We start from the raw sequence: 26,038 nt of genomic DNA, 5'->3' as shown, positions 1-26,038 counted from the left end.
AGCTACGAAAAAATCTAATATTTATAGGTAATTGCGTTGATATGCATACCCGCGCCAACACTAGCAAACATAATAATGTCGCCTTTTCTGAGTTCATGGCCTTTAAGTTGTCCATTTTTCACTAAATCGAAAAGTGTTGGGACTGTTGCTACAGAACTATTTCCGAATTTGTGGATACTCATTGGCATAATGCCATCAGGGATTTCAGTTTTGTACAATCGATAAAATCGCTTTAAAATAGCTTCATCCATTTTTTCATTCGCCTGATGGATAAAGATTTTTTTAACATCCTTGATATCACATCCACTATTATCCAGGCAGGTTTTCATAGCGAGTGGAACATGCTTTAAAGCAAACTCGTAAATTTTTCGCCCATCCATCTTTATGTAACGTGTATCTGGACACAAATCTTGGTTGTTCGACTTTCCGAAAAATAAATAGTAAGCTTCATCGTAGGTGAAACTAGCCGTTTCATGCGATAGAATACCATCATCTTCCTCCGATGCTTCGATGATTGTTGCGCCGGCACCGTCTGAGTAAATCATACTATCACGGTCGTGCTTATCTACAACCCTAGAAAGTGTTTCGGAGCCAATAACCAAACATCGTTTTGCTATTCCAGATTTAATAAAGGCTTGGGCTTGGATGACTCCTTCTACCCATCCTGGACAGCCAAACAAAATATCGTAGGCCACACATTTAGGGTTTCTTATTCGTAAACTATGCTTAACCCTAGAGGCCAAACATGGTAGAAGATCGCTCTGAATGGTGCCATGTTTTACATCACCAAAATTATGTGCAAGGATAATGTAGTCAATAGTTTCTGGGTCAATGCCAGCATTGGTTATGGCTTTTTCAGCGGCTAAAACAGCAAGATCCGAAGACGTGAGTTGGTGGTCCGCATAGCGTCGCTCACCAATACCTGTAATGGCTTTGAATTTTTCAATAATCACATTATTTTCTTGTTGAAACTCAGAACCATCTGTATTCAAAAATTGATGTTCTTTAAAATCGGCGTTCTTCTCAACACTACTTGGTATGTAGCTTCCTGTTCCTGATATTCTAATCCCCATGGCGTGAACCTTTCAAGTTAATTTACGAATCTAACTAATTTAATGATTCTAGGTTAGCCTTTATAATTTAAAAATTGAATTTTTCCAGTATTCTCACTAAATAACGGTTATTCCGAAAAAAAACACAAAAAAAGCGTCCTAATGAGGCGCTTATTTAAGTACAAATGCTTGCTTTAGGCTTCTGCATATGCTTCAATAGGAGCACAGCTACAAATGAGATTTCTGTCTCCGTAAGCATCATCTACACGTCGTACACTAGGCCAAAACTTATTGTCCTGGACATAGTCTAATGGAAATGCGGCCTCCTGTCTAGAATACGGCATTGACCAATCATCCGAAGTCAAAAGCGCCATAGTATGTGGTGCATTTTTTAGAACATTGTTTGGGTCGTCTTTAGTCGCTCTGTCAATTTCTTTTCGGATTGAAATCATGGCGTCACAAAAACGATCCATTTCTGCTTTGCTTTCACTTTCCGTAGGCTCAATCATCATGGTGCCTGCAACCGGAAATGATACCGTTGGTGCGTGGAAACCATAATCCATTAAGCGTTTAGCGATATCGGTAACTTCTATGCCATTGGCTTTAAAATCGCGACAATCTATAATCATCTCGTGTGCTGCCCTACCGTTTTCACCAGTATATAGCGTCGGATAATAATCCTGCAATCTTTCTTTGATGTAGTTAGCATTTAAAATAGCAACTTCTGTTGCTTTTTTAAGCCCCTTGGCGCCTAACATTTTAATGTAACCGTAAGAAATAATACAGGCCAATGCTGAACCAAATGGTGCTGCAGAAATTGCAGTAATGGATTGGTGTCCACCAGTTTTCACGATTGGGTTTCCAGGCAGAAAAGGAACGAGTTGCTCTGCCACGCAGATAGGGCCAACGCCCGGTCCGCCACCGCCATGGGGAATGGCAAAAGTTTTATGCAAGTTGAGATGACATACATCAGCACCAATATTCCCTGGGTTGGTTAAGCCAACTTGCGCATTCATATTGGCACCGTCCATATAAACTTGACCACCAAAATCATGTATGATTTGCGTAATTTCTTTTATAGCAGATTCGTAAACACCATGTGTTGATGGATAGGTCACCATTAATGCTGAAAGGTTGTCTTTGTGCAATTCAGCTTTCTCTCTTAAATCATCTACATCTATATTACCATCTTCGGTCGCTTTGGTCACTACGACTTTCATACCCGCCATAACTGCACTTGCTGGATTGGTACCGTGTGCTGATGAAGGAATTAAACAGATATTTCTGTGGTGATCGCCACGAGATTCGTGATAGGCTTTGATTACCATAAGTCCCGCAAACTCGCCTTGTGCGCCAGAGTTTGGTTGTAATGATGTTCCTGCAAATCCGGTAATTTCTGTCAATTGGTTTTCAAGCTCATTGAGCATCAGTTTATAACCCGTTGCTTGATAGGTTGGAACAAACGGGTGCATATTCCCCCAACTATACCAACTCAGAGGTAGCATTTCTGATGCCGCATTCAGCTTCATGGTGCAGGAGCCCAAAGAAATCATGGAGTGGTTTAACGCCAAATCTTTTCGCTCTAAACGCTTAATATAACGCATCAATTCAGTTTCAGAATGATAGGAATTGAATACTTCGAAACTTAAATAGTCCGACGTACGACTCAATTCCGATGGAATGGTGTAGTCTTCAGAAAGCGTTTTGATTTTTTCTGTTTTTTGTTCGGTAACCGCTTCAAAAATTTCAATAATCTCATTAAGGTCATTAATGTTTGTTGTCTCGTTTAAGGAGATGGTTACTGTATTATTATCTGGATAATAAAAATTGACATTACGTTTTTCGGCTTCATACTTTACATTAACGGAATCAGCCTTAATCTGAAGGGTGTCAAAATAATAAGGGTTCGCTTGTTCTAAACCAAGGTGCTCTAGAGACTTTGCTAAAGTGGATGCTGAATCATTCACTTTTGTGGCAATGAAATCCAAGCCTTTTGGGCCATGATAGACAGCATACATCCCCGCCATAACAGCCAATAATACTTGCGCCGTACAGATGTTTGATGTCGCTTTGTCTCTTTTAATATGCTGTTCTCTGGTTTGTAATGCCATACGCAGCGCACGGTTTCCATCTGCATCTTTAGTCACGCCAATAATTCGTCCAGGTACATCACGTTTATAGGCTTCTTTTGTAGCGAAATAAGCCGCGTGAGGCCCACCGTAACCCATTGGGATTCCGAATCGTTGAGTAGTGCCGACAACAACATCCGCACCAAATTTACCAGGAGCTTCAAGCTTAACTAGACTTAAAATATCAGCTGCTACAGCCACTTTTATAGCATGAGCATTTGCCTTTTCAATAAAATCCTTGATATCTGTCACCTGGCCATTTTTTCCTGGATATTGTAGCAATGCTCCGAAGAAATCATCGGTTAAATTGTAATCTGCTTCGTTACCTATGACTAATTCAATACCTATTGGATTTGCACGTGTTTCCAATAAATCAATGGTTTGTGGCAGTACTAAATCAGAAACAAAGAATTTATTGACACCATCTTTCTTTTGGGCTCTTTCTCTAACGGCAAACAATAAGCTCATAGCTTCTGCAGCCGCTGTACTTTCGTCGAGAAGAGAGGCATTAGCCATTTCCATTCCTGTGAGGTCAATCACCATGGTTTGAAAATTAAGAAGCGCTTCCAATCGACCCTGCGCAATCTCAGCTTGGTAAGGCGTATAGGCTGTATACCATCCTGGGCTTTCTAAAATATTACGTTGAATAACCGATGGTAGATTAGACGGGTGGTAACCCATGCCGATGTAAGACTTGTATATTTTATTGAGGTTAGATAGCTCATAGATGTGAGACAAATATTCTTGCTCACTCATGGCTGGGTCTAAATCCAAATCGTTTTCTAAACGTATGCCGTGCGGAATGGTTTCAGAAATCAATTTGTCGATACTCGATGCGCCTATGGCGTCTAGCATTGCCTTTTGGTCTTCAGCGTTTGGGCCGATGTGTCTTAAGGCGAAAGATGTTGTGTTCATGCTGTAGAAAGCTAAATTTTTTCGATATGCAAAGTTAAGGAAATAGAGGTGTTTTAATGTGGGGCTTTTTTAAAGTTTTTAACCGAATCTAAGCGTTATTAACACTTTGATTATTTTTATAGTATGAAACCGCTTAAAGCTCTTTTTAATTTCTATTTAAACAGCAGTATCCACGTAGCTTTGAGTTTGACGGCTTTGGTGCTTGTGACGGGGATTCAGATTGAAAAACAGCTGGAACAACAGTTATTATATTTTGTCTTTTTTGCAACGATTACTGGTTACAACTTTGTGAAGTATTTTGGTTTGGCCAAGTTTCATCATCGGAGTTTGGCGACTTGGTTAAAAGTCATACAGATATTCTCTTTTATCTGTATTGGTTTTATGGGGTATTTTGCACTTCAGCTTCAATTTGAAAGTCTGGTATTTTTGGCTGTTTTGGGTAGTATTACATTTTTATATGCTATCCCGCTTATTCCAAAACGGCATTTTATAGATGAACATCAGAATCTCAGAAATATTGGAGGCCTGAAAATTTATATCATCGCTTTAGTTTGGGCTTTGGTGACGGTAGGTCTTCCTGTGTTGGAAACGGCTTCAAGCTTGACTTGGGATGTGATAATTTGTGGCATTCAACGCTATCTGCTTGTCGTTGTACTGATGTTGCCGTTTGAAATCAGAGATTTGAACTACGACAGCATAAAACTGGCAACCTTACCGCAAACCATTGGCATAAAAAAAACCAAAGCTATTGGTGCTTTGGTTTTGATTCTATTTTTTATGCTTGAATTTTTTAAAGACGAATTGGATGTGTCTACCATCCTTTCGAGCTTAATTTTAATTTGTATAACCTTATTTTTTCTGTTGTTCTCTAAGAAAGAACAATCTGGGTATTACAGTGCCTTTTGGGTCGAGGCCATTCCAATATTTTGGTTAGCCTTGATTGTGATGCTTGGCTAACTCTTGCTCAAATGCGGATTGTAGTTTCTCGCGTTCAGCATTGTGCATTACTTCAACCTTATCCGACTTAAAAAGCTTGGTCAGTTTGCCGTTTCTGCTGGAATATTTTCTGCAGGCACCACAATAAATCAAGTGTATATTCAGCTTAACCTTTTCCCAAAGACTTGCTTCTTTATACTGATTCTTATCACACACGTGATTTGCTTCATCACAGCTTACGAATAACTTACTCATATTAATTTAAAACCAATTTTTTTCCATGCAATCAGCCAAGGCAGTACGTGCTCTGTGGATGATTACCCAAAGGTTAGACGCTGTAATATTCAATTCATTACAAATTGTTTCGGTTTCGTAATTTAAAATGGTTTTCATCTTAAATACTTCCGCTTGTTTAGCCGGTAATTTAGATAGACAATCGTGAATTGCCGAGCCTAATTCCGAATTTTCCATATCATCCTCAGCTGTTTTATCAAAAGGGTCGGCGACGCGCTCTTCTAGCCAATCGCCTTCAGACTCAGAATCGCTATTGTAGGACATGCGTACTTCGGCTTTGCCTTTCTTTGAATTGATTTTACGATAATAATCAATGATTTTTCGTTTTAAAATCGAAATCAACCAAGTGCGTTCACTCGCTTCGCCTTTAAAATTAGCCATGGATTTGAGGCCTGCCAAAAAGGTTTCAGACACCAAATCTTTGGCCATATCCCGGTCATTAACACGCGTAATGGTGTAGTTGAAGAGGTAATCCGAATAAAGTTTTACCCACTGATTTGGGTCTAATTGGTGTTTAGCCATGTGGCTCGTTTGAGACAATTAAGGGCTAAAAATAATACATTTTAGGCAAACGATTCAACTACTTTTCCGCTGTTATGAGGTAATAGCCAAAACTCTTCATGTGTAAGCCCGAAAGTAAAGCGTAAAACGACCCGCCAAGGTTGTGTAAACTTTCTTTTTTTAACGGTTTGAAGGTTAATAGTTTTTTCAGAATAAACCCGATGATAGCAAAAGGGACATGAAGTACGGAAGGTGCTACTCTAAAAGAGACATCTTCAACTGTAACGGTTTTAAATCCTGATTCTTTTAGATATTTGGTCATGTTGCTGATGGTCTCTAAGCGTTTTAAACTCCAATGATTGCACAATTTGTTATAAGCGTATTTAGAGCCGTAACACAATTGTGAGACTGGTTTTTTAAGGAAGGCATCGGCAATTACCAATCGCCCGCCAGGTTTTAACAAGCGAAAAGCTTCTTGTACGGATTGTTTTTCGTGACCCGAATGGCAGAAACTCTCAATAGCAACCGCCGAATTAAAGGAGTTGGATTGAAACGAGGTCTTATTATAATTTTCCTTTATAATGATGCCATTTTCACCCTTGAGTAAATCGTTGCCTTGTGTTACCTGAAAGTCTGACAACGTGACGCCATAAGCAATTATGTTTTTACAATGGCGAAGGGCATAACGCATTGTCCCGCCCATACCACAGCCCAAATCGATAAGACGGTGTTTTCCTGAATTGATTTTTAGACGCTTCAATACTTGATGATTCATCTGATTTAGCATGACATCTCTACTGAACGGATTCGTTTTAAACGGAATAAAATACCCAAAGTGCATATTAAAATCGCTACTCCAAAACTCGTAATCTTCCGTAGCTTCATTATAGAAATTAGTAATGTCTAATTTGTTTTGGTCTAGGGTTTGGTTAAATGGGAGTGTTGTTGTTTTCATGATGTAATATTTAAAATGAATAACCATGTGTAGACAATGGCGAAAAGAGTAAAAAGTATATTCATGAAATAGCTTCCTATTTTGAATATGGTCTTTTGTGGAATTTGATACATCGGATAGTAGGCAATTTGAGTAGCAACCTTACCGACCCAATAAGCGCCAATAAGTGCTGTCATTGCTATGGCAAGATTGGTCCCGTTTTTTAAATCATTTGGTATTAAAATAGCGATAAGCCCGAAAGCGAAATTTAAACCTTGAATATATCTTCCGTAGGTTTTGGCAATCTCTTGATTCAATGGCTTTAATTGTTTAACGTCTGTATACCAATCAAAAACGCGATGTCTAATCCAAGGATAGATTAATGCTGTAAAGATTTGGCCGAATCCACCAAGGATGATGAGCCAATTTGGTGTTTGATAGTTCATAATTGAGTATTGATTTTATAGGTACTGTATAAATGAAAACATGCTAAGAATGCGGAAACAAACATCCATATAAATAGAAGTACCAAGGTTTCAAAACCACAAAGTTGTAGAAGTTTAAAAGTGATTGCTAATACAATGGTCAATATGATATAAGTATAAAAATACTTCTAGTTTTTTTATTTAGCTTTGAGAGATTCCGAAATATGATGATGCACATTATAATTTGTGTCAATCCTAAGACTGGAAGGGCAATTAGACCACCCCAAAATGTCAATGAAATAAGTAAGAGTGCAATGGTTAATATTTTGTTGGTTTGATAAATATGCTTCATGGTTTTTATATTTTAAAATTTCAGAAAAAATTGAAAGTTTGTTTTAAAAAAATTATTTCAACAGTTTAAAGACCGATTTAGTCAGCCAATTTTGTTTTTGGTCAATCATTTTATTCATTAAGATGTCTAAATCTTCCGTTAGCGTTTTGAGGGCTTTGGTTTGTTTTATGAGTTCCTTGGTTTCTTTTTTGCCGTCGTCCTTAATGGAAGAGACCTCATTCAAGACTTTAATCACAGGTTTAATTTCGCGTCGGCTTCGTTCTTTTGCAACAATTCTGGCCAATTCTTGAACATCCTTTTCTGTGGTAAAGAATTCCTTGCGTTCACCTGTAACCAAAACTTTTGTTACGATGCCCCAGTCAATCAATTGACGGAGATTCATGCTCGTATTACCACGAGAGATTTTTAAATCGTCCATAATGTCCTCCATAGACAGTGGCTCGGTTGAGATAAAAAGAAGCGCTTGTATTTGTGCCATAGCCTTGTTGATGCCCCACAAACTCCCGAGACTTCCCCAAGTGCTGATAAATTTATTTTTTGCTTCGTGATATTCCATAACACAAATATACAATAAATTTTAAACTTTCAATAATTATTGAAAGTTTATATTAATAGATAGTAAAGACCTGTAAGGTTTCCAAAACCTGACAGGTCTTAAAAAAACGGAAGTATCTAATTAATCAACCCCGCTCGTCGTAACAAAGCTTCAGGCTTTGGTTCTTGTCCTCTAAAGCGTTTGTAAAGTGTCATGGGGTGTTCTGTGCCACCTTGCGACAACACATGATTTTTAAATTTATCCGCTACCGTTTTATTGAAAATGCCTTCCTGTTTAAAATATTCGAAGGCATCGGCATCCAAGACTTCGGCCCATTTATAACTGTAATACCCCGAAGAATAGCCACCCTGAAAGATATGGGCAAATGAGGTACTCATGCAATTTTCCTCAACATCTGGATAGAGCTTGGTGCCTTTAAAGGCTTCAGATTCATGTGCCTTTACAGAGGTGATTTTTTCTGGCGATTCGTTGGCATGCCAGCTCATATCCAATAACCCAAAACTTAATTGTCTAAGCGTTTGCATTCCTTCTTGAAATGTAGCTGAAGCTTTTATTTTTTCTACCAGTTCCATCGGAATGACTTCGCCCGTCTCATAATGCTTGGCAAATAATTTTAGCGTCGCTTCCTCATAACACCAATTCTCTAAAATCTGACTTGGCAATTCCACAAAATCCCAATAGACGCTAGTGCCAGATAGACTTGGATAGGTTGTATTGGCTAACATGCCGTGCAACGCATGTCCAAACTCATGAAATAAGGTTGTGACCTCATTAAAGGTCAGCAATGACGGCTTGCTTTTTGTAGGCTTTGTGAAATTACAAACGATGGAAACGTGCGGTCTTTCATTAATACCATCCTTAATCATTTGTGGCTTAAACGAGGTCATCCATGCACCGTTTCGTTTTCCTGCTCTTGGAAAGAAATCTGCATAAAAAACGGAAACTAAGTCACCGTTGACATCCAAAACTTCATACGTCAGCACATCTTCGTGATATTTATCAATGGTATCTACCTCCTTAAATTGAAGTCCGAATAATTTTGTAGCCACTGTAAACGCACCATCAATCACGTTTTCAAGTTTGAAATACGGTTTGAGTTGTTCATCATCCAACTGAAATAATTTTTGTTTCAGTTTTTCGGAATAGTAAGCCCCATCCCATTTTTGAAGCGTTTCTATACCACCGGTTTCTTTGGCAAAGGCACTGAGGGTTTTAAACTCATCTTCCGCCGCAGGCTTGGCTTTATCTAAAAGTTCATTTAAAAAGGACTTAACATTATCTGGTGTTTCGGCCATACGCTCTTCCAATACAAAATGGGCGTGGGTATTATACCCCAAAAGTTTTGCGCGCTGGTTTCTAAGTTTAGCGATGTCTAGAACGATATCTTGATTGTCCAGTTCATCATTCTGAAAACCTTTCCGACCAAAAGCAATCGACAGTTTTTTACGTAATTCGCGATTATCTGCATAAGTCATAAACGGAATGTAGCTCGGATAATCCAAGGTTATCAACCAACCTTCTTTACCACCTGCTTCTGCACGTTGTTTCGCCGCTTCTTTTGAGCCATCTGGTAAGCCGGCAAGGTCATCTTCATTCGTTAAATGCATTTTATAACGATTAGTTTCTGCTAAAATATGCTCCCCGAATTTCAGTTTTAACTGACTCAATTTTTTGTCAATCGCACGGAGTTTTTCTTTGTCAGACTCGTTAAGATTGGCACCGTTTCTAGAAAAACCTTTATATTTTTTATCTAAAAGAGTTTGTTGCTCGGTTGTGAGATGCAACTCTGATTTTGAGTCGTAAACCGATTTTACGCGTTTGAATAAGTCTTCATTCAACGTAATATCATTACTGAAATCTGATAGCCAAGGGGAAACCTCTTGTGCAATCTTTTGAATAGTATCACTGGTTTCAGCGGAATTCAAATTAAAGAAGATGCTAGATAATCTATCCAATTCTTCCCCGCTGTAATCTAAGGCCTCGATGGTGTTTTGAAACGTTGGGCCTTCTTTATTTTGCGCAATGGCATCAATTTCTGCTTTAGCGCGCTTAATAGCTAATTCAAATGCAGGCTTAAAATCTTCCGTTTTGATTTTTGAAAACGGTGCTGTGTTGTATGGGGTATTGAAAGGTTTGTTGAGGATGGTCATTATATTGAATTTGATGTAAAAATAGTCAACAGATGAGTGCCTATTCTGAATAACAAAAATATCAATTTTAGACTTTAAATATGTGGCTTATTAATGCGAAAGATTGATTACTTCGTTTAAGTTCTCATCCTAATCTTGATATGTCTGGTCGAGCGCAGTCGAGACCTCCTCGTTTGTGGGTCTGTATTTTGCATGGGTTTGATTTCTACATTCAGATAAAATCTGAAGCATATCAAAATCATTACAGACTAAGGCTAGTTTCTTTTTAGCACTCCATCGTTTAATCTTTTTTTCGAAGTATATGGCTTGCTTGACATCATTGAATTCTTGATGGAAAATAAGTTGAAGTGGTCGTCTTCTATAGGTAAAGCAGGATTTGTTTAAGCCTTGTTGATGCTCATCGAGCCGTCTCTTAATATTGTTTGTAAATCCTGTATACAGTAATCCATCTGAACATTGAATTATATATATGAAATGGTTTTTCATAGCGAGGTCTCGACTGCGCTCGACCAGACAGTCAACTTCAAGAGAATCATTTCAAATCCTTAGCAGACTCCATAACCTTCGCCTTTAAACCTTCTTTATAGACTTTAATCTTGTCAAGCACACAAGTATCGCTAGACCCAATAATCTGTGCCGCTAAAATCCCCGCATTTTTGGCACCGTTTAAGGCAACTGTTGCTACGGGCACACCACCTGGCATTTGTAAAATGGACAGCACAGAATCCCAGCCGTCTATAGAATTGCTACTTTTTACAGGAACACCAATCACAGGTAAAGGGGATAAAGAAGCCACCATGCCCGGTAAGTGGGCCGCGCCTCCGGCGCCGGCAATAATGACTTTGATGCCTCGCTCATGAGCATTCTTACTAAAATCGAATAATTTTTCTGGTGTACGGTGCGCAGAAACAATATCCACTTCTACCTCAATATCAAAACCTTTTAAAATGTCAATCGCGTCTTGCATTACAGGCAAGTCACTTTTGCTTCCCATGATTACGGCTACTTTATTCATCAATTTTCAATTTTATTATTCCGAAACTTTGGAACCAAAATTCCAATCATTAGGTTTTTGGAATTTAGTCCCGATGTAATCGGGGGTTGTCATTTGGTATTTGTTGCACTAATTACTTTTATCGTTTTCTTCACCTCTTCAGCTATACGTCTTGCTTCGTTTACATCAGAATTCACAATAGTGACGTGTCCCATTTTTCTAAACGGGCGCGTTTGTTTCTTTCCATAAATGTGCGGTGTTACACCTTCCATAGTCATGATTTTTTCTATATTCTCATAAACCACATCGCCGGTATAATCTTCTGCACCGACTAAGTTCACCATCACGCCGGCAACAGTACTTTCGGTTTTACCCAAAGGTAAGTTAAGTATGGCTCTAATCTGTTGTTCAAATTGCGAAGTGTAACTGCCTTCAATACTGTAGTGTCCTGAGTTATGAGGACGAGGTGCCACCTCATTAACCAAAATCTCATCGTCTTGTGTCTGGAACATTTCCACTGCCAACAAACCTACATGCTCAAAAGCTGAGGCTGTTCTCAACGCCACCAATTCTGCTTTTTTAGCGATTGTATCAGGAATCCTTGCCGGACAAATCACATACTCTACTTGATTGGCTTCAGGATGAAATTCCATCTCAACCACCGGATAGGTTTTCAAATCCCCATCTTCATTTCTAGCGACTATTACAGCCAATTCGTGCTTAAAGGGCACCAATTCTTCGGCAATGCATTCCACATTTGGTAAATCAATCAAATCGGTATAGCGACGTACTATTTTTACACCCATACCATCGTAGCCAAACTGTGCACTTTTCCAAACAAAGGGGTAGGAGAGTCCGCCATTGTCCACTGCATCCTTAATTTCAGACGTGTAGGCAAAACGCGAAAATGGCGATGTAGGAATGTCATTATCTCTATAAAACAGTTTCTGCGTCGCTTTATTCTGAATGGTTCTTAACGTCTTCGAACTTGGGAACACTTTTATACCTTCATCTTCTAAGGTTTCAAGAGCGTCCACATTGACATTTTCAATTTCAAAAGTCAACACATCAACCGTACGCCCAAAATTTACGACGGTATCAAAGTCCATTAAGTCCCCCGTTTCAAAATCATCACAGGCCAATCGAGATGGCGCAGATTCTGAAGGGTCTATTACTTTGGTTTTAATATCGAATTTTCTGGTGGTGTAGAGCATCATTTTGCCCAATTGGCCACCGCCTAATATGCCGAGGGTAAAATCTGAAGAGAAGTAATTCATGTTGACTTTCCGTGACAACGGAAAACTTTAAGTTAATACTCATTTCCATCACAAAAATACGGTTATTAATGGGAATCCCATTCAAATTAAGAATTCAAAAGCCACGAATCCCCAATCTATTGGTTATCTTTGCATTTTTAAAAATATAACCGTTGATACAGCTTCACGATTTACAATTTAAACCCTTCATTAATGCCGAGACCCTCGAGGGTGCCGTGCAAAAAATGGTGGATGCAATTGCTGAAGATTTAAAAGACGACATGCCTGTTTTTATTGGTATTTTGAATGGCTCTTTTATGTTTGTCAGTGATTTTGTGAAGAAGTATCCACATCCTTGCGAGGTTACTTTTATAAAATTGGCGTCATACGAAGGGGTGAAATCCACCGAGGATATTCAACGCCTTATTGGGTTGACGCAGGATTTATCGGGAAGAACCATCGTCATTCTAGAAGATATTATCGACTCCGGAAACACGCTCGAAGAAGTTCACCGTATTTTTAAAAACGAAAATGTAAAACAGCTCCTTATCGCGACCTTGTTTTACAAGCCCGAAGCTTACAAGAAAGACTATAAATTAGATTACGTCGGATTGGAAATCCCTAATAAATTCATCGTCGGTTACGGCTTGGATTATAACGGATTGGGACGTGATTTACCTGAAGTATATCAACTCAAAACAACACAACACATGACAAATTTGGTGCTTTTTGGCCCTCCAGGAGCCGGAAAAGGAACGCAAGCCAATTTTCTAAAGGAAAAATACGATTTGGTTCACATTTCTACGGGAGATGTGTTCCGCTATAACATAAAAAACGAAACCGCTCTCGGTATGTTGGCTAAGTCTTATATGGACAAAGGCCACTTGGTGCCAGACGAGGTGACCATAAAAATGCTAAATGCTGAGGTAGAGAAAAATGCCGATGCTAATGGGTTTATTTTCGATGGGTTCCCAAGAACCGACGCGCAAGCCAAAGCTTTAGACGAGTTGATGCAGTCTAAGGATTCACAAATCAATGCCATGATAGCTTTGGAAGTTGAAGATGATGTCTTGGTCGGTCGTTTATTGGAACGTGGAAAAACGAGCGGAAGAGCGGATGATGCCAATGAAGATGTGATTAGAAACCGTATCAAGGTCTATTACGCAGAAACCGCAATCTTAAAAGACTATTACACAGCTCAAGACAAGTATTTTGGTGTCGATGGCGTCGGAAGTATTGAAGATATCACCGAGCGATTGAGTGCTGTGATTGATAATTTATAGTGTCATTCCTGCGTAGGCAGGAATCTCATCAGACTTTCGAATAACTTAATAAGATTCCCGCCTTCGCGGGAAGTACACATGACTGAAGGCAATTTTGTAGACTACGTTAAAATGCATGTCTCTTCCGGAAACGGAGGTAAAGGCTCGGCACACTTGCATCGCGAAAAGTACATCGCCAAAGGCGGTCCCGATGGTGGTGATGGTGGTCGTGGTGGTCATGTTATTATTCGTGGGAATTCTAATCTGTGGACTCTGGTGCATTTAAAATTTAAGCGTCACGTCAAAGCGGGTCACGGCGCACATGGCAGTAGTGGGCGGAGTACTGGTGCCGATGGTGACGATATGTACATCGATGTGCCTTTGGGTACCGTTGTGCGCGATTCTGAAACAGAAGAAATTTTATTTGAAATTATCGAGGATGGCGAGGAAAAAATCGTCGCTGAAGGTGGTATGGGTGGTCGTGGTAACTGGCACTTTAAAAGCTCTACCAATCAGACCCCACGCTATGCACAGCCTGGAATTCCGCTGGAAGAAAGAAATATTACTATTGAGCTGAAAGTCTTGGCGGACGTTGGTCTGGTCGGATTTCCAAATGCAGGAAAATCAACCTTACTTTCTGTGTTGACATCAGCAAAACCTAAAATTGCTGATTACGAATTTACCACACTAAAACCTAATTTAGGTATTGTGGAATATCGCGATTACCAATCGTTTGTGATGGCAGATATCCCTGGAATTATCGAAGGGGCCGCTGAAGGCAAAGGTTTGGGCTACTACTTTTTGCGTCATATAGAACGAAATTCAATTTTACTGTTTTTAATTCCAGCGGATGCCAAGGACATTAAAGAACAGTATGACATCTTATTGGATGAACTACGACGCTATAATCCTGAAATGCTTGACAAAGACCGATTGGTCGCCATTTCAAAATCCGATATGTTGGATGACGAGTTAAAAGCCGAATTAAAGTCTGAACTAGATGGCACATTGCCAGTTGATTATCTTTTTATATCTTCGGTTGCACAACAAGGTCTTCAACCTTTGAAGGATAAATTGTGGCAGTTATTGAATAATTAGTTTTTTGTTGTAGCTTTATGCTGTTACTAATCAATTGGTTAAATGAAATACAAATTACTTTTAGGCTGTTGCTTTTTGAATATCTATGTTCTATTGTCACAATGCCCAACTTCTCAATCGGATTTTACATTTAGTTCGCAACAGCAAATAGATGATTTTTTAACCAACTATCTAGGCTGTACAGACACCACTTTCAATTTAATTATAAGTGGTAATGACATTACCAATGTTGACGGTTTAAATGGCTTAAATAGTTTCAACGCAATTATTGTTAAGGATAATCCTCTTTTAACGAATTTAGACGGTTTGAGTTCAGTTACCTCTTATAACTTAGAGTCAAGTTTTTTCTTCTTATTTGAAAATAATCCACTGTTGAACAGTCTGTCTGGTTTGTCAAATGGGTCTACAAATCAGCCAATAGATGTGAATGTTGTCAACAATCCTTCCTTATTGAATCTTGATGGCCTTCAGGGAATGGGACCAACAGGCTACAATATTAACATAATAAACAATAATGGACTTTCCGATTTTACTGGCTTAAGTGGTTTTGAACTTATTGAAGATTTATATATAGAGAATAATAGCAATCTTTTTAGTTTTAATGGATTGGCTAATCTTACAACATTAGGCACCTTGTATTTAATTAATAATGATACAATGAGTTCGTTTTCAGATTTAAACGCAGTAAACCCTCTATGCGGGTTTGTTATTAAGGATAATGATAATCTATCAGATATTGATGGATTTCAAGATATGTATGAGTTTAGCTGTGGCGCACGTGTAACGATAGAAAATAATCCCTTGCTTTCTGTATGTAATTCGCTTTGGCTTTGTGATGCGACTCCAATGTTGGACGTATTCGAGGTGTCAAACAACGCTAGTGGATGTGATTCAGTGTTTGAAATAACCGATATCTGTCAGATACCACCATTTAATGATTCTCTTAGTTGTACGAGTTATTTATCCTTTCCAGAATTGAGTTTAGGGAATACATTAGACGTATCAAATACATACTCAACATTATCAAATCTTGCACCTTCTTGTAATGATAGTCCAGACCGAAAAGATATCTGGTTTTGGCTTAATTTTAATAGCGATATAACGGTTGATTTACAGGTGTCAGATGGTTATTTTTTGCAGTTATGGGAAGGACAATGCGGTGAACCAACACAAGTTTCGAATTCATGTGGAGCAGGCATTTTAGAAAATGTTATGCTAACAGCAAATACAAATTATTATGCGCAAGTTTGGTCAAACAATAGTGATTCTGGAAGGCGAGCTGTAGGTCCATTTGAGATAACTTTAAGAGAAGCAGGTACATTGTCTAATAATAATTTTGACCATCATGATTTGGCTGTATACCCAAACCCATTCAAAGATTTCATAAAATTTAATAAGGATTTGGCTTTAAATGAAGCGTATATATATGATATTTCAGGTAAATTAATTGAAATTAAGCCTTTATCTGTGAATAGTCATTTAGACTTGTCAAGCTATCAGTCAGGGCTTTACTTTTTAAGCGTTAGTGATGAGGAATCTTCTACCCATATGTTCAAAATAATTAAGCAATAAGAAGCCTTCATGTTATTTGGCGTTGTTAAAAATTACTGAATGAAAGAGAACATTCGAAATCTCATTGATAACAATAAAAGTTGGCAAGGTAGGTATTTTGGGTTTTTCATACAGTTTCTCATCATTGTTTCGGTTATTTCCTTTTCGTTGGAAACACTTCCGGATTTGTCTGACACCCAAAGACAAATTCTTAATGCCATAGAACTGTTTTGCGTTTTAGTCTTTACTCTGGAATATCTAATGCGCATTTACGTCGCACCCAAAAAGCTGAAATTTATATTTAGCTTCTTCGGGATAATCGATTTACTGGCTATTCTTCCATTTTACCTTTCCTTCGGAATTGACTTAAGGTCCTTAAGGATGTTACGCTTGTTCCGTTTATTCAGATTATTGAAATTGGTACGTTATAATCGTGCGATGCTTCAATTCACTAAAGCCATGATATTGGCCAAGGAGCAAATCGTCTTGTTCATGGGTGTCACCCTTATACTTATTTACTTTTCAGCTGTTGGTATTTATTATTTTGAAAATGAAGCCCAACCCGAACATTTTTCGTCCATATTCGATAGTTTGTGGTGGGCGATTATCACATTAACGACCGTCGGTTACGGCGATGTCTACCCGATAACCATGGGTGGTAAAATGTTTACCTTCTTTATTCTTTTAATTGGTTTGGGTATTGTTGCTATTCCCACCGGAATCATTTCCTCGTCCTTAACCAAAGTGGTTGAAGAGAAGAAGGAATAGAGCACATCTGTCTTTCCGATTATGCTTATCTTTAAATAAAAAAGATGAAGCGGTATGTAATAATCATATTTTCGACTGTTTTTCTGGCATCCTGTGGGGTCGCTGTGGATTACGACTATGAGAAATCTACAGATTTTTCAAACTATAAGACCTACAATTATTTTACGGATATGTCTTCGGGTTTAAGTGAATTGGACGAAAAACGTTTAATACGAACCTTGGACGCGCAACTTCGAACTATGGGACTTCAAAAATCCGACACTCCGGATTTTCGGATTGATTTAAAATCACAAGAATTTACTGGGCCAAACCGAAGTACGGTTGGCGTCGGTCTTGGTGGCGGTGGGCGCAATGTTGGCGGTGGTATTTCTGTGGGTATACCCGTTGGACGGCAATCAGCGACGCGAGAACTATCTATTGAATTTGTCGACGATTCTAAAAATGGTATGTTTTGGCAAGTGGTCAGCGAGAGTCAATTTAATAACAGGGCAACGCCAGACCAACGTGAGGCTTATTTCAGTAAAGTGGTGGAAAAAATGATGAGCAAGTATCCGCCGAAAACGAAATAGCGCACAGGTTCTTCACATAATTAAAGTTTATGTCACCTTGAGCGCAGTCGAAAGGTCTTTTTGAAAAACCAATTTGGAAGGTTTCGACTGCGTTCAACCTGACACACGTTTACTATTATAATTCAAATGTAAATCAACTCATTTTATTAAACACACGTTCAATAATTCAAACTAAAACATGGAACAACTAAGAAATAAAGTCGCCCTTATTACGGGAGGCACAAAAGGCATCGGCTACGGAATTGCGGAAGCCTTATTAAAACAAGGCGCAAAAGTGGCCATCACCAGCAGGCAAAAAGCGAGTGCCGAAGTGACTTGTAAAAAATTAGCACACGAAGATGATATTTTAGGGTTAGAAGCTGACGTTCGACAATTAGATAGTCAACGAAACGCCGTAGAAGCGACGATTGAAAAATTCGGGAAGTTGGATATTGTTATTGCCAATGCCGGTTTGGGGCATTTTGCAAGTATCGAAGACATGACCGAAGACAACTGGAACGCTGTTATTGATACCAATTTGACTGGTGTTTTTAATTCCATCAAGGCTAGTGTGGACGAATTGAAAAAAACGAAAGGCTACTACCTTACTATTTCGAGTTTGGCAGGGACTAATTTCTTTGCGGGCGGTTCGGCCTATAATGCGAGTAAGTTTGGCGTTACTGGTTTTACGCAGGCTGTGATGCTAGATTTACGAAAGCACGGCATCAAAGTTACCACGATTATGCCAGGGTCTGTATCCACGCATTTCAATGGCAATGAACCCGACGAATCTGATGCGTGGAAAATCCAGATTGAAGATATTGGGCAAATGGTGGTGGACCTGCTCCAAATGAATCCGAGAACATTACCAAGTAAGATTGAAGTGCGACCAACCACACCGCCAAGTAAGTAGTAAAGCGTTAATCTTCCGTTAAGCTATAGGCATTTGATTTATTCTTGATGTAATTTGTGATTCAACTTAAAATCAATCAATAATGAAAAAACTACATTTAGGCTTATTAATTGCTCTACTGATTTTACCATCAATAAGCTTTGCGCAGTACGACATTAAAGCACCAAAAGGTTATTCCCGAGACATTGGACAGATGGTGTCTATGCTCGATGATTTAAAAGGTCGAGTGGAACGCATAGTCTCACGTATGGATCAAGAAGGCACGGATTTTTTATTGGATGAAAATGCTAATACACCTGGTGCCATGATTTACCATTTGGCCGCGACGGAAAAGTACTATCAGGTTTACACCTTTGAAGGCCGACAGTTTAATGCCGAAGAGCAAGCCGAGTGGGGTACAGCTTTAAGTCTAGGCGAAGATGCTCGAAAGAAATTCACAGGAAAGCCTATAAAGTACTACTTAGAAATTTTTGATAAGGTACGGAAGGACACCAAAAAGATGCTTATGGAGAAAGATGACGCCTGGTTTGCAGAATCTAATGGTTCCATGACCAACCATTGGGCGTGGTTTCATGTTATGGAACACCAAGCTAACCACATGGGGCAGTTGGCAATGATTTCTAAGCGGATATAAATTTGGCTGACATTCTGAACTCGTTTCAGAATTTTTGTAATTCTAGTTTTATTCAAATTAGAATCTGAAACAAGTTCAGATTGTCAACTATGTCGTTTGACTAAGCTAACAAACCCTTATACGCATCCCTGTATCCAAAAAGCACAAGAACATTAAGTGTTAATAACACTAATGCAGGTACAATATTCCCTGGGTCTAATGTAGCGTGAAATAAAACCGCATTTATCGAAACACTCATTAAAATGATAGCGAGTAGCGCCCCGAACTTGTTAAAGATTAAGGCTAAACCAGCCACGACTTCCACAAGACCGACGAGCATTAAGGTTTTAGATTGGGTTAAAGCACCAAAATAGGTTTGTGCATCTGTGGATAGGCCTTCAAACGGTGGTAAAAAATTCAGGAATTTGTTGGCTCCGAAAACCAACACAAAAAGGCCTAGTAAAATTCTTAAGACCAAAAATACTTTTGGGTTCATAATCAATATATTTTAGTTAGATAGTTTGCGTTGATAAGTCAACACAATTTTGGGGTTTGTCGAGATAGGTTCACCTAACTAACAGATTTGATTATTTAACCGTAATCTTAAGCCCTTCCGAATGACTGCTAAACTCAGGCGCATACATAGATTGTATGATGCTGATACCATTGCTCATTTTTCCTTTATTGGTGACACGTAAATCGTACTCAAACACGTAAATACCTTTCGGTAAGTAATCCATAAAGAAATTGGTGGAGGCGTCTTTGGTACTTTCATAATAGCCCAAGCCATCTTGCCATTTGTATTGCGATAATACATTGATAGGCTCTAAGCCAGAGGCTCGCATATCTTTTAAATGCACAAATTCCATGTTTCGGTCGGAGCGTAATTCTATTCGGACACGCACTAAATCACCGACCTTAAGTTTAGTGTTATCTTCTACTTTTGACAATTCCTCACCTCGGTCGCCATTGGTTTTTAAATACAAGGTTTTCGATAATTTTAAAGGGGTCTCCGCCGACGTAATTTTATCTAAATCTTCAAAATACTGCCAGTACAATCCGCCCCAAGCGATGCCATCACTTTTCTTGGAAATAGTGACTTCGCCCATTTCTGGTTTAATTTCTGAACCATTCCAGCTGGTTTTGTAATATCCTGTTCCGGCTTCGACTTTCACTTCCTCTAGTGTTTCGGGCGACACTTTTATAGCGCCAACTTCTACATCAACCATTTCTGAAACATCGAGCCAATCGCTACCGCGAAGTAATAAGGCGTAAATAGCTTCGGTAGTTGCTTTGGTGCTCTTCCAACGGTTAGTTTGTTTGTTTTTGAGTAGCCAGATTTTCAGATTGTCAATATCTGTTAAAGTAGCTTCAATGGATTGAATGGTGCTTCCGACTTCAGAAAATGCTTCAATCATCAAAGCTTGGGTTTCAATCGGAGCTTGATACCAATACCACGAATTGGTATTGCTCTTCCAGTACATGCCAAGCTCTTCGGAATTGATGCTATTCTCTTTCAGCGACTTTAGAATTTTTCCAGCCGTCGTTGTTTTACCATTTCTGGATAAGGTCAATGCCATCAACCCTTTGGCATACAACGAACGTTTTAACCAATAGGTTTCCATCTGCCCGAGGTAATAATCCATAACTTCTTCAAGTTTTTTCGATGTACTGATATTCGAATAAAAACTTCGGGCATACATATAATGCAATTGCGTGTAGGCCAAATGGTCTTTGGTTAAATCGACCGTACTATCGTATTTGCGGATGTCTTCGTACTGTTGAATGAATTCCGCATCTAAATAACGAATGGCCTTTTCAATCATCTCACGCTCATCGTTGTTGTCGGCGACTTCCAACTGCTTTAAATGACCAAAGCCCGATACAATATGCTGTGTAATGTAACGATTGGCACGTCCGCCATTAAACCACGCCCAAGCCCCAGAATCCATTTGATTGTTTCTCAACTTGCGTTTAGCACCGGCCAATTCGTTTTTCATTGTGTTTAAATCGAAGAGCAAAGCGATACGTTTTTTCTGCTCCGCTTCGGATTGTGCATCGCGTAACCATGGTGTTTCTTGAATTAAGAGTTCTTTTAATTCCTGATTTTTCTCCAAATTACTTTGAAGGTTGCCATTGGCTTTCCATTGGTCAAAAACCTTAGCGATTTTAGGGTTGGAATTCACCACATGTTGTGCGATGGCGTTGGAATAATATTTTGAAAAAATCTGCTCATTGCAATCGTAGGGGTATTCCATTAAGTACGGCAAGGCCTGAAGCGCATACCACGCCGGATTGGAAGTCATCTCCAAAGTCAGCTTGTGATGCTTTAGGGTTGAATTGCCGTTCGTTTGAAGGTTCTTCAACTTATCTAGTGTAAAGGTCTTGGTCTGACTAGAACGCACCCACATCGGTAGGGTCTCCGTCACCAATTTGCGATTGCTTAAAATAGGAAGCGCACTTTGCTCCCCATCACTAAAGGCATTGCTCTTTGCCGTGATGGTATATTCTACAGCTTGAATACTTTCAGGAATACTCAAATCCCAAGACACTTTCGTATTGCCCTCGGCATCAACCGAAAATACTTTGGTGTTTTCTCTATGCCCGAATTCTGAGTGTACCATATCGCCCGTCACCGCATCTTTCAACGTCAATACCGCTTCGCCTGAAAGATTTTTGTCTGTGAGGTTGGCGATTTTTGTACTTACTGAAATATTATCACCCTCACGCAAAAAGCGTGGTGCATTGGGAATAACCATCAATTCTTTTTGCGTCACAGTAGTGAATTGTGCGGTTTGACTTTCCAAAGTTTTGGTGTGCGCCAGGAGTTGCAATTTCCATTCGGTTAAGGCTTCTGGTGTAGTAAAGCTAAAGTTAACATTACCCTCGGCATCTGTGGTTAAATCTGGAAAGAAAAAGGCGGTTTCTTCAAGGTTTTTTCGGATTTGGATTGGTACTTCTTCTTTGTTGCTAGATTCCTCAGTTTTAGGCTCAGTTAAACCTGCGCCATCTAAGTTAGATACCTTGTTAAGTACTTCTACATCATCCTGAACTACGACAACTTCATCAAGTGATTCTGATTCTTCAACAGCGACAGCACTAACAGCGCCTCTTAAGTAAACTTTTTCATTTTTAAAACGATAATTCTGCCCAAAATAAAGCCCAAACCAATTCAATTGGTCAAAATTTTGAAATGGGTAGGAGGCCGGCCTTTCAAACTGATAGAAATTTCTTAAGGTCGTTGTTCCAAAACTACGAGAGCTATTCGTGCCGAGTTGTGCATAGTAATTAGTTCTCTGGATAGGATTGAAATTCCATTGATGTGGTTTAAAAGCATCCAAGGACGCATCGTACATGCTGGCCAATAGTTCTGTGGCCACTTTATCGCCTTTTGGACCTTTGACTTTAAAACTCCAGGTTTCTTCTTGTCCGGGTTTAAGTTTATCTCTAAACGTTGTGGTTTCAATCTCTAAATCGGTGGATGGGTATGGCACTGAAACTGAAATGCTTCCGCGCTGATAGCCATTAAACGACGCAAAACTATAATGGATGCTAAACCCGCCGAGGTCGTCCTTATTGACTGGGATTTTTATGGTCTTGATGTTATCGTTTATTTGGTAGATTTTTCTGCTGATAAGTTTGCCTTCTTTTTCTATAGCAATGGTCACAAACAATTCCGCTACGGCAGAACCAAAACTCAAAGTAGCGGTATCTCCAATATTATAATTAGTTTGGTCTAACGAATACGTAAACAATTGATTGTCGGCGACTTCTTTAGCATCTTCGGACGATAGATTGAGATAAGTTTCATCTTTAACCTCTTGTCCAAATCGGTCATTACTTTTTAGAACTATGATATATTGTCCGAGTTCCCAATTCTTGATTTTATCTACCGTGACGGACTTGCTTTCTGAAGTGTCATAGTTGGTGCTGTAAACCTTTTTGCCACGCTCCCAATTCGTGAGCAGATGCTCATTGTCATAAGCTTCATGCGGAAATAAGGTTTTGAATTCGGCCTCCGTCCACCATTTGTAATCTGGTGCTTCCCAAGGACGTTTTCTTAGAACGTTTTCGGGCGCTTCAAGTTTATAAATGTCTAGCGTCCCTGAAGCCTCAATGCTTTGGCCGTTGAGATTTTTAGCGTCTATGGACAAGTCGAAGGTTTTATCTTCTTGTTTTACAGTACTTGGTGATTCAATAGTCGCCGTCATGGCATGGTAACCCACACGGATTATGGTTGTGGCACTTCGGGTTTCACCGTTGAGGTCGGTCACATCGGCCGTGATTTCGTAATTGAAAATCGGGAGATTGGCCTTGTCGATACTCTCGTCTGGGATGGCCTTAAAATCAATGGTAAATGCGCCCGAAGCATCCGTAGTAGTTTCACCGTTAGTGATTTCTTGAGGTTCGGAATTATAGTACGGGAACCTCCAGTAGTACCAACGTGGATACTGTACTTTTCGGCTCACGCGGTAGACGACCTTGGCGTCCGTAATGTTGCTTCCGGCATAGGCTTCGGCTTTACCTTTGATGCTAATGGTTTCGTTGACGCGGAAGGTATCTGTAATATCATCAAACGTGGTTTGAAACTTTGGACGCTTGTATTCTTCCACCGAAAAATAATGGTATTCGCTTCCTGTTCTATCGGAATGAATTCTCAAATGGTAATTACCCGTTAACCCGCCAGTTGGCAGTACAAATTCGCCATGTAACGACCCAAAGTCATTGGTTTTTTTCTGAAGTGTGCTCAGCGTTTCGCCATTGACGTTTGTCAGTGTAATCGTTATGGTTTCATTCTCGGCAACGCTGGTTTGTTCGTCTTCTACCCGCGTTACAATACCTTTAAAATAGAGTGTTTGGCCGGGACGATAAATGCTTCGGTCCGTAAAAATGTATTTGTTGTAACGTGTTTTGTTCGGCCTGTTTCGGTCGTAATTTCTGCTGATATAATAGTCGCCAAAATAGCCCGTTTCGCCATTGGAGCGAACGGTTATTTTAATATTACGATAGTTGGTCTTGTTCTTTTTAATTTGAAAAAAGCCCTTACTATCAGTTGTGAATTCTTTTTTCAACCTGTTGTCACGGTTTGTTAAATACCAAAATTCTACGGAAGCGTTTGTTACTGGTTGTCCATTATTTCGGTCTATAACTTGGTAATGCACAGCGTCGTTGATTTGCTGTTCAACCAAGGCTAAATCGGTCACTTGAAAATGCGTCATTGCAAAAACGGTATCACTTTCGGACGTAGTAATTTTTATAATGTACAAACCATTTTGAAACTTAGGGACTAAAAATTCCGAAGCATGCACTTGGAAATCGCCTTCATCCTTTAAAGTTTCGCTCCAACTCACTTGAGCTTTTAATTTTTTGAAATAGGCAGATTTCTCTTCAGGTCTGTAAATTCGGTTGAAGGCATCTAATTCTGATTTTGAAACTTTGTAAACCTGGAAATCTAGTGATTGAATATTCTTGTATTTCACCAATACTTTTGAAGGTGCATTGGTCGGTAGGTGCGATTCTGCCCAAACTGATAACCAAGGTTGCTGAATCTGTTGTTTCAGGATTTCAGCTTTAGACGAAGCATCACTATTTGGGAATTCTGAAATGATGCCATTTGCAATGTCAACAGCCTTTTTAAGCTCCCAGCGTTTTGATACTTTGTCAGCTTCAGATGTGTGGTCGCCAGAATAGCTGTTACCGATGCTTTGATGGATTTTGGCTTTTTCAAATTGATATAAGCCCGAAGTGGCTTCCGACGAAATAGCATTGCCATCAACGTTTAGCGCTTTAAGATGTAATTCTGTTTTGTTTGTGAAGCTAGCATTCTGATTGACGAAATTCAGGCGTTCAATATTTACATTGACAAAGGCTTCAGACGCTTTGTTTTTTCTGTGAAGTTTTAAAAGATTCTGGTAGATTTTTAGCGCATTGAATTGTTGGGACAGCGTATCTTTTGCCTTTAACTGCAAGTCGATGAACGTTTCGCTATCGGAAATAAACTCAGGATTATCCAAAGTGAATTTATAGGCGGGTTTACTAATGCTGTTTTCATCGGTCTTATAAAACTGAAGTGCGTTCTGTGCCAACAAATCGTATAAAGTCGGGCGATAGGTCTTAGAATTTTCAACCTTAATTAAAAGGTAATCATAGTCGCTGATTTTTTCCTGTTGAATAATCAACCCATTTTCCAATGAGCGTTGGTAATAGTTATGGATTTCGGAGAAAAGTGTTTCTAAATCCCATGTCCTAAAATCCTCACTCGCTTTTTCTACGCTTTTACTTCGGTCATAAAACCGATAACGATTCTGTTGAAAATACTGCCAATACAAGGTAGCGAGCATGTTTTCCAAAAGGTGTTTGCGCGGTAAGTCGTCGGTGTTTTCAATTTCAGACTTGAAACGGTTGACAACTTTAAGTTGGGCATCTTCTTCAAGAATGAGGAGATACTTACTCTGGTACACCAAGATTTTTATGAGTTGCGTAGAACTGTTTTCGGATTTTGCTCGTAGGTATATTTGGTCAACGACCTTGGATGCCGATTTGGTTAAGCCTTCGTTTTCGAGCTTTGTTACTTTTTCCCAAAGCGATTTATAATCGTCGGATTGGGCATTGGTAAAAGCAGAAAAGCAGAGCAACATAACTAAAGTAATAACGTTTTTCATTGAAATGAGATTTACTTCAAAAGTCCTTCAAAAGCTATTCCAAAAATAGCGCCGTTGGGTAAAGTAAGGGTTTGGATGCGTTAAGTTAGCCATTTTATGAGTGACATGAAATGGACGACATATAAATTG

The 26,038-nt window shown here is 39.2% G+C and carries 21 protein-coding genes; 8 read left to right on the top strand and 13 right to left on the bottom strand.

Features of this window, described 5'->3' with window-relative positions; all coding sequences use genetic code 11:
* Nucleotides 1–14: 14 nt before the first annotated feature.
* Nucleotides 15–1,073 carry a 3-oxoacyl-ACP synthase III family protein gene (locus ACFOSX_RS14735; protein ID WP_386102953.1) on the bottom strand — a complete coding sequence of 353 codons (1,059 nt, stop codon included), beginning with the start codon at nucleotides 1,071–1,073 and terminating at the stop codon, nucleotides 15–17.
* A gap of 173 nt (nucleotides 1,074–1,246) precedes the next feature.
* Nucleotides 1,247–4,096: an aminomethyl-transferring glycine dehydrogenase gene (gene gcvP, locus ACFOSX_RS14730; protein WP_386102950.1), complete on the bottom strand. Its 2,850-nt coding sequence runs from the start codon at nucleotides 4,094–4,096 to the stop codon at nucleotides 1,247–1,249.
* Nucleotides 4,097–4,219: 123 nt separating this feature from the next.
* On the opposite strand from gcvP, the gene ACFOSX_RS14725 reads away from it, so the two are divergent.
* Nucleotides 4,220–5,053 (top strand): hypothetical protein, encoded by an 834-nt coding sequence (locus tag ACFOSX_RS14725; RefSeq protein ID WP_386102947.1) that lies wholly within the window; start codon nucleotides 4,220–4,222, stop codon nucleotides 5,051–5,053.
* On the opposite strand, the gene ACFOSX_RS14720 is transcribed toward ACFOSX_RS14725, so the two are convergent.
* From ACFOSX_RS14720 to purK, 9 genes are all read right to left on the bottom strand, one after another.
* Nucleotides 5,027–5,287: a hypothetical protein gene (locus tag ACFOSX_RS14720; RefSeq protein WP_386102944.1), complete on the bottom strand. Its 261-nt coding sequence runs from the start codon at nucleotides 5,285–5,287 to the stop codon at nucleotides 5,027–5,029. The genes ACFOSX_RS14725 and ACFOSX_RS14720 overlap by 27 nt on opposite strands.
* 6 nt (nucleotides 5,288–5,293) lie before the next feature.
* Nucleotides 5,294–5,848, bottom strand: coding sequence for a sigma-70 family RNA polymerase sigma factor (locus ACFOSX_RS14715; protein ID WP_386102941.1), 555 nt, complete (start codon nucleotides 5,846–5,848; stop codon nucleotides 5,294–5,296).
* A gap of 58 nt (nucleotides 5,849–5,906) precedes the next feature.
* Complete coding sequence (locus ACFOSX_RS14710; RefSeq protein ID WP_386102938.1) at nucleotides 5,907–6,782, bottom strand: SAM-dependent methyltransferase; 876 nt, start codon at nucleotides 6,780–6,782, stop codon at nucleotides 5,907–5,909.
* Complete coding sequence (locus tag ACFOSX_RS14705; protein WP_386102935.1) at nucleotides 6,779–7,207, bottom strand: hypothetical protein; 429 nt, start codon at nucleotides 7,205–7,207, stop codon at nucleotides 6,779–6,781. The genes ACFOSX_RS14710 and ACFOSX_RS14705 overlap by 4 nt, the downstream gene beginning before the upstream one ends.
* A gap of 383 nt (nucleotides 7,208–7,590) precedes the next feature.
* The gene (locus tag ACFOSX_RS14700; protein ID WP_386102932.1) at nucleotides 7,591–8,094 is read right to left on the bottom strand and encodes a GbsR/MarR family transcriptional regulator; all 504 of its coding nucleotides are present in this window, start codon (nucleotides 8,092–8,094) and stop codon (nucleotides 7,591–7,593) included.
* 116 nt (nucleotides 8,095–8,210) lie between these two features.
* Nucleotides 8,211–10,244 (bottom strand): M3 family metallopeptidase, encoded by a 2,034-nt coding sequence (locus ACFOSX_RS14695; RefSeq protein ID WP_386102929.1) that lies wholly within the window; start codon nucleotides 10,242–10,244, stop codon nucleotides 8,211–8,213.
* 129 nt (nucleotides 10,245–10,373) lie between these two features.
* Nucleotides 10,374–10,730 (bottom strand): GIY-YIG nuclease family protein, encoded by a 357-nt coding sequence (locus ACFOSX_RS14690; protein ID WP_386102926.1) that lies wholly within the window; start codon nucleotides 10,728–10,730, stop codon nucleotides 10,374–10,376.
* Between the two features lie 46 nt (nucleotides 10,731–10,776).
* On the bottom strand, nucleotides 10,777–11,259 hold the full coding sequence (purE, locus tag ACFOSX_RS14685; RefSeq protein WP_386102923.1) for a 5-(carboxyamino)imidazole ribonucleotide mutase: 483 nt from the start codon (nucleotides 11,257–11,259) through the stop codon (nucleotides 10,777–10,779).
* A gap of 89 nt (nucleotides 11,260–11,348) precedes the next feature.
* On the bottom strand, nucleotides 11,349–12,515 hold the full coding sequence (gene purK, locus ACFOSX_RS14680; protein ID WP_386103066.1) for a 5-(carboxyamino)imidazole ribonucleotide synthase: 1,167 nt from the start codon (nucleotides 12,513–12,515) through the stop codon (nucleotides 11,349–11,351).
* Nucleotides 12,516–12,667: 152 nt separating this feature from the next.
* Here purK and ACFOSX_RS14675 point away from each other — a divergent pair, with 152 nt between their 5' ends.
* The 7 genes from ACFOSX_RS14675 to ACFOSX_RS14645 all read left to right on the top strand — a co-directional run bounded on the left by ACFOSX_RS14675 (nucleotide 12,668) and on the right by ACFOSX_RS14645 (nucleotide 19,268).
* Complete coding sequence (locus ACFOSX_RS14675; RefSeq protein WP_386102920.1) at nucleotides 12,668–13,777, top strand: adenylate kinase; 1,110 nt, start codon at nucleotides 12,668–12,670, stop codon at nucleotides 13,775–13,777.
* Between the two features lie 78 nt (nucleotides 13,778–13,855).
* Nucleotides 13,856–14,854, top strand: coding sequence for a GTPase ObgE (gene obgE, locus ACFOSX_RS14670; protein ID WP_386102917.1), 999 nt, complete (start codon nucleotides 13,856–13,858; stop codon nucleotides 14,852–14,854).
* 42 nt (nucleotides 14,855–14,896) lie between these two features.
* Nucleotides 14,897–16,426, top strand: a complete 1,530-nt coding sequence (locus ACFOSX_RS14665) for a T9SS type A sorting domain-containing protein (protein ID WP_386102914.1) — start codon at nucleotides 14,897–14,899, stop codon at nucleotides 16,424–16,426.
* 39 nt (nucleotides 16,427–16,465) lie between these two features.
* Nucleotides 16,466–17,173 carry an ion transporter gene (locus ACFOSX_RS14660; RefSeq protein WP_386102911.1) on the top strand — a complete coding sequence of 236 codons (708 nt, stop codon included), beginning with the start codon at nucleotides 16,466–16,468 and terminating at the stop codon, nucleotides 17,171–17,173.
* 44 nt (nucleotides 17,174–17,217) lie between these two features.
* Nucleotides 17,218–17,742 carry a DUF4136 domain-containing protein gene (locus tag ACFOSX_RS14655; protein WP_386102908.1) on the top strand — a complete coding sequence of 175 codons (525 nt, stop codon included), beginning with the start codon at nucleotides 17,218–17,220 and terminating at the stop codon, nucleotides 17,740–17,742.
* Nucleotides 17,743–17,920: 178 nt separating this feature from the next.
* Complete coding sequence (locus ACFOSX_RS14650) at nucleotides 17,921–18,634, top strand: SDR family oxidoreductase (protein WP_386102905.1); 714 nt, start codon at nucleotides 17,921–17,923, stop codon at nucleotides 18,632–18,634.
* A gap of 82 nt (nucleotides 18,635–18,716) precedes the next feature.
* Nucleotides 18,717–19,268, top strand: a complete 552-nt coding sequence (locus ACFOSX_RS14645; RefSeq protein WP_386102902.1) for a DinB family protein — start codon at nucleotides 18,717–18,719, stop codon at nucleotides 19,266–19,268.
* Between the two features lie 100 nt (nucleotides 19,269–19,368).
* On the opposite strand, the gene ACFOSX_RS14640 is transcribed toward ACFOSX_RS14645, so the two are convergent.
* Entirely contained in the window at nucleotides 19,369–19,743 is a 375-nt protein-coding gene (locus ACFOSX_RS14640) for a DoxX family membrane protein (RefSeq protein ID WP_386102900.1), read from the bottom strand.
* A gap of 91 nt (nucleotides 19,744–19,834) precedes the next feature.
* Nucleotides 19,835–25,909 carry an alpha-2-macroglobulin family protein gene (locus tag ACFOSX_RS14635; RefSeq protein ID WP_386102897.1) on the bottom strand — a complete coding sequence of 2,025 codons (6,075 nt, stop codon included), beginning with the start codon at nucleotides 25,907–25,909 and terminating at the stop codon, nucleotides 19,835–19,837.
* Between the last annotated feature and the right edge of the window lie 129 nt (nucleotides 25,910–26,038).

It is taken from the genome of Winogradskyella maritima (assembly GCF_042650215.1).
Lineage (GTDB): Bacteria > Bacteroidota > Bacteroidia > Flavobacteriales > Flavobacteriaceae > Winogradskyella > Winogradskyella maritima.
The sequence above is the reverse complement of the archived record's forward strand: the minus strand, read 5'-3'. Positions and strand labels throughout refer to the sequence as shown.